This is a genomic window from Mesorhizobium sp. M7A.F.Ca.CA.001.08.2.1 (genome assembly GCF_003998455.1).
GTDB lineage: Bacteria > Pseudomonadota > Alphaproteobacteria > Rhizobiales > Rhizobiaceae > Mesorhizobium > Mesorhizobium ciceri.
In genome coordinates this window covers 1-5,300 of sequence record NZ_RZPW01000439.1, presented here as the reverse complement: position 1 = coordinate 5,300, position 5,300 = coordinate 1, and the positions used below count along the sequence as shown (strand labels likewise).

The window sequence follows — 5,300 nt, the reverse complement described above, 5'->3', positions numbered from 1 at the left end:
GTATTGGGGAGATAGCGTATGCGTTACAATTGGGAGCGAGCTCCGACGAGCTTCGAACGTCACAGAAAAGCGCTGGCGACAGCCATTTTGATCGCTGGCGGCATTGGCCTCATGCTTGTGGCCCTGCCGATCTAGAAACAACCTTGAGACAGAGCGGCTGCCGGCGCTTGGGCGTGACCTCTCAGCGTGGCTGCCCGGTCACTGCGAGGAAGCGGCGATCGCGCCCCTCGAAACCCTGGCTGAAACGCTGCACCAGCACAACGATCACCGCCGGCTTGCCGGCCGGGGTAAGTTCGTAGGATTCCGACAGGCTGTAGGAGGTCGGGCAGTTTCTTGAGCCCGGCACGGTCTTGTCCTCGTGCAGGATCTTGAACGGCTTGCCGTCCTGCCCTTGCAGCGTCAGCCGGAAGCCGAGTGCCTTGCCAGATGTGTCGCGCTGCTCCGTCGTTGCGAAACTCGCCGAACAATCGCTCGTGCTGGCTGCCAGGATCTCGTCGAGCTGGATGGTCGAAACGCCCGTTTCGCCATGGAGCGGCGACAGCCATTTCTGCGACACCTGTTCGAGGCGGGAGATGTCGTTGTAGGCAACCATTTCACCCGGAAAGGTGAATTTGTCGGACGCTGTCTGCTCGGCTGGGGATGTGATTGCATAATGGGCGAGAATGGGCGCCGCCTGAGCGGCGGCCTGCGCCCTCGCCTGCTCCAGCGTCAGTGTCGCCTCCTCCGTCTCATCGACGACGAGGATCGGCTTACCGCCAACGAACTGATCCGTACGGGTATCGATGATGTCGATCTCAGACCAGCCGGAGTCCGAGGCGCCGGCGTCGAGCGTTCCATATTGCTCGAAGGCGAAATAAGCGCCATCCGGCGAAAAGCCGATGATGTGCCGTGCCGCGGCATCGCCGGCTTCAGCGGTTCCGGTGGACATAGCAAGTACGGCGCCCATGACCGACGATAGCGAAAAGCGCCCGATGATCCGAACAGCAGCAGACATCACCACCCCAGTCCCGTCTCGCAGTTCATAGCTGCTTGCCCCCAAGCGCCAGGTCGATGCCGTCGTCACAATGGCGTGGATTTGCGGCCAAGGGTAGAGCGCGCTATCTGGAAGGAAGAAAAACATTTCCCGGGGAGGTATGGATGGCTTCACGCTATCACGAGGTCTATGAAGGCTGGAAACGCGATCCGGAACAATTCTGGGCGGATGCGGCCGGCGCCATCGACTGGTATTCGCCCTGGGACAAGGTGTTCGACGCCAATGCCGGTGTCTATGGCCGCTGGTTCACCGGCGCCACCTGCAACACCTGCTACAATGCCATCGACCGCCACGTCGCCGGCGGCCGCGCCGACCAGATCGCGCTGATCCATGACAGTGCGATTGCCGGAACCGTGAAAAAGTTCACTTATGCCGAGCTGAAGCGCGAGGTCGTCGCGCTGACCTCGGTGCTGAAGAACCGCGGCATCGGCAAGGGTGACCGCGTCATCATCTACATGCCGATGGTGGCCGAGGCGGCCATCGCCATGCTCGCCTGCGCCCGCATCGGCGCGGTGCATTCGGTGGTCTTCGGTGGCTTCGCCTCGCATGAGCTTGCCACCCGCATCGACGATGCCAGGCCGAAGCTGATCATTTCGGCATCCTGTGGCCTGGAGCCAGGCCGCGTCGTTGCCTACAAGCCGTTGCTCGACAAGGCGATCGAGATCTCCCGCCACAAGCCGGACGCCTGCCTGATCCTGCAGCGCGACCAGTTGCGATGCGAGTTGAAGGAGCATTTCGACATCGACTACGCCGATGCGGTCGCCCGCGAACGGGCAGCGGGCGCCAATGTCGACTGCGTGCCGGTGCTTGCCACCGATCCGCTCTACATCATCTACACATCGGGCACGACCGGGCAGCCCAAGGGCATCGTGCGCGACAATGGCGGCCATATGGTCGCACTGAAATGGACGATGGAAAACGAGTTCGGCGTCAAGCCGGGCGAGGTGTTCTGGGCGGCATCCGATGTCGGCTGGGTGGTCGGCCATTCCTACATCGTCTACGGACCGCTGCTGCATGGCTGCACCAGCATCCTGTTCGAGGGCAAGCCTGTCGGCACGCCCGATGCCGGCACCTACTGGCGGGTGATAGCGGAGCATGGCGTGGTCGCGCTGTTCACCGCGCCGACCGCATTCCGCGCCATCAAGGGGCAGGACCCGAAGGGCGAGTTCATTGCCAAACACGACCTCTCGAAGTTCCGCACGCTGTTTCTTGCCGGCGAGCGCGCCGACCCGGAAACCATCAAATGGGCGGAGCAGAAGCTGAATGTGCCTGTGGTCGACCATTGGTGGCAGACAGAGACCGGCTCGCCGATGACGATCAATCCCGCCGGCCTTGGCCTGCTGCCGGTGAAATACGGCTCGCCCGGCGTGCCGATGCCCGGCTACGACATCCGCGTTCTCGACGATGCTGGCCATGAGGTGCAGCGCGGCACGCTGGGCAATGTGGTGATCAAACTGCCGCTGCCGGCCGGCTGCCTGCCAACGCTGTGGAATGCCGATCAACGGTTCCGCCAGGCCTATCTCGACCAGTTCCCCGGCTTCTACAAGACGGCGGATGCCGGCATGGTCGACGAGGACGGCTATCTCTACGTCATGGCCCGCACCGATGACATCATCAATGTCGCCGGCCACCGGCTGTCGACCGGCGCCATGGAAGAGGTGCTTTCGGCCCATCCCGATGTCGCCGAATGCGCGGTCATCGGCATTGCCGACGCCATGAAGGGCCAGGTTCCGCTGGGCTTCGTGGTGCTGAATGCGGGTGTGACCCGCGATATCGGCTCCATCGAGAACGAGGTGGTCGGCCTGGTGCGCGAACGCATCGGCCCGGTCGCCGCCTTCAAGACGGTGGTGACGATCAAGCGCCTGCCCAAGACGCGATCGGGCAAGATCCTGCGCGGCACCATGCAGAAGATCGCCGACAAGGAGGAATGGGCCATGCCGGCAACCATCGACGATCCGGTCATCCTCGACGAGATCACTGCGGCGCTGAAGGAACGTGGGATCGGCCTTTGAGCCACTGAAGGTGGGCCGCGGACGACCTTTTCGATCGGCAAGCAATACTTTTATTGTGCGACGCAGCAATGCACCCTAAAGTCGTTCGCGGGGGGCCATCGACAAAGGTCGCATGGCTCAGCAGAAGATTACATTTGGCGGCGTCGACATCCTGCGCTTTCTCGCCGCCGTCATGGTCATGGTCTACCACTATGGCTTCTGGGTGTGGGCGTATCCTGACGGTGTTTCGGCGCGCGCCACGGGCGGCGTTCCCCCGCAGCCGGCAATAGGCGCCTGGGTCGAATCCGGCTGGGTCGGCGTCCAGATCTTCTTCGTCATCAGCGGCTTCGTCATCGCCTTCAGCGCCGAAAGGTCGACACCCCTGCGGTTTTTCGAAGCCAGGGTGAAACGGCTGGCGCCGGCCGTGTGGATCTGTGCGCCGGTCACTGCGGCGGTGCTTTTGATCGTCGGCCTCAGCTGGCCGACCGATGCCGTCGTCAGGCTCGTCCGCACCGGCCTGTTCGCCCCTTACGCGCCATGGGTGGACAGCGTCTACTGGACGCTCGGCATCGAGATCGCCTTCTATGCCGTCGTCTGGACCTTGCTGCGGCTCGGCCGCTTCCATCTAATGGAAATTGTGGCGCTCGCCATCGGCCTGGTCAGCGCGCTGTTCTGGTGCCTCTACTACCCGCTCGACTGGGCCGACCTTGCCGAAACACGCACGCTCGACCTGCTTCTGGTGCATCACGGCGTGTTCTTCGCCACCGGCGTCATGCTGTGGCTGATGCGCTTCAAGGCGGTGACAGCCGCCCGCCTAGCCTTCTGCGCCCTGTTCCTGGCCGGTGGTGTGCTGCAGATCGCCAGTTCGGTCGACGTTCATATCCTGAAGGTCGGGCGTGATATGCCCTTCGCCCCGCCGATCCTCATCTTCCTCATAGGCATCGCGCTGATGGCGTGGTCGCTGCGGCTCGACCTCTCCTGGAGCGGCTGGCGCCGGATCGGGCTGATGACCTATCCGCTCTACCTGCTGCACGATGTCGTCGGCGCGGCCCTGCTCGGCATCCTGGTCCGCGCCGGTCTGCCGCATCTGTTCTCGATGGCGGTCGTCGGCGCGACGATGATCGCGGCAAGCTGGCTAGTGGCGACCGAGGCCGAACCACGCATCCGGCTGCTGCTCGACCATACCGTTTTCCGTTATCGGCTCAAGGCAGCCTGACGACGGTCCGGCAGACCGGCCCGGCCGCCGACCTAAAGCATGTCGCGCTTGAGCGGATTCAGGCCCACTCCAGGCCTTTGTTCCACGGATCGCTCTCCCAAAACGGAGCTCACTTCCGAGCGACATGCATTGGCGGTGCCGACCCGGCGCAGCTACATTTTCCACGATTGCGGAATTCTTCGTTTCGGGCATGATAACAGGCACTTATGCCTTCGGCATGAGAGCTTGCCTCGAGACGCCCGGCACGTGACCCTGTTCCAGCGAAAACCCCGCATCGCGGCGCGTCCGCGCCTCGATATCGACATGCAGGACGCCGTCGTCTATGCGATCGGCGACGTGCATGGCTGCTACAAGGAACTCCGCGCGCTGGAGCAGAAGATCCTGCTCGATTCGCTGCGCTTCCAGAGCCGCAAGATCATCGTCATGCTTGGCGACTACATCGACCGGGGGTTTCAGTCGGCGCGGGTGCTCGATCACCTCCTGGCGCCGCCGCCGAAAGGATTTCAGCGCATTTGTCTTGCGGGCAACCACGAAGTGGCAATGCTGAACTATCTCGACGGAAATCTGTCCCGCGAACCCTGGCTGGCGACGGGCGGCCTGCAAACCCTGTTTTCCTATGGCATCGATCCGGCGCGCCTCACCAGCCTCTACGGGAGCAGCGCGCAGATCGACCGGCGCATAAGGGAGATCATTCCGGACGATCACGTCAGCTTCCTGCGCGGGCTGCCGATCATGGTCCGTTCGCGGAAGTTCGTGTTTGTACACGCCGGCATCAGGCCCGGCGTCGACCTTGCGGCGCAAACCGACCATGACCTGATCAACATCCGTTCGGACTTCTTCGAGGCAACGCACCTGCTCGACCGCTGGGTGGTGCACGGGCATACGCCGGTGGATGTCCCGAAGCTCGAAGGGCGCCGGCTCGGCATCGACACGGCCGCCTTCCAGAGCGGACGCCTGACCGCCGTCAGGATCGCCGACAAGCAAGGCAGGCTGATCTTCTCCTGACGCGCAACGATATTCAGGTGTGCTGGCCTGAAGATCGATACACTTCAGAGTGGAC

At 63.1% G+C, this 5,300-nt stretch carries 4 protein-coding genes; 3 read left to right on the top strand and 1 reads right to left on the bottom strand.

Features of this window, described 5'->3' with window-relative positions:
* Positions 1 to 181 precede the first annotated feature (181 nt).
* Positions 182 to 994, bottom strand: a complete 813-nt coding sequence (locus tag EN914_RS23135; protein ID WP_024501822.1) for a DUF2259 domain-containing protein — start codon at positions 992 to 994, stop codon at positions 182 to 184.
* Positions 995 to 1,137: 143 nt separating this feature from the next.
* Between EN914_RS23135 and EN914_RS23130 the strand changes: the two genes are divergently transcribed.
* The 3 genes from EN914_RS23130 to EN914_RS23120 all read left to right on the top strand — a co-directional run bounded on the left by EN914_RS23130 (position 1,138) and on the right by EN914_RS23120 (position 5,245).
* On the top strand, positions 1,138 to 3,045 hold the full coding sequence (locus EN914_RS23130) for a propionyl-CoA synthetase (protein WP_024501823.1): 1,908 nt from the start codon (positions 1,138 to 1,140) through the stop codon (positions 3,043 to 3,045).
* Positions 3,046 to 3,157: 112 nt separating this feature from the next.
* Entirely contained in the window at positions 3,158 to 4,240 is a 1,083-nt protein-coding gene (locus EN914_RS23125) for an acyltransferase (RefSeq protein WP_024501824.1), read from the top strand.
* Positions 4,241 to 4,486: 246 nt separating this feature from the next.
* Positions 4,487 to 5,245, top strand: a complete 759-nt coding sequence (locus EN914_RS23120; RefSeq protein WP_013528097.1) for a metallophosphoesterase family protein — start codon at positions 4,487 to 4,489, stop codon at positions 5,243 to 5,245.
* Positions 5,246 to 5,300: the final 55 nt, after the last annotated feature.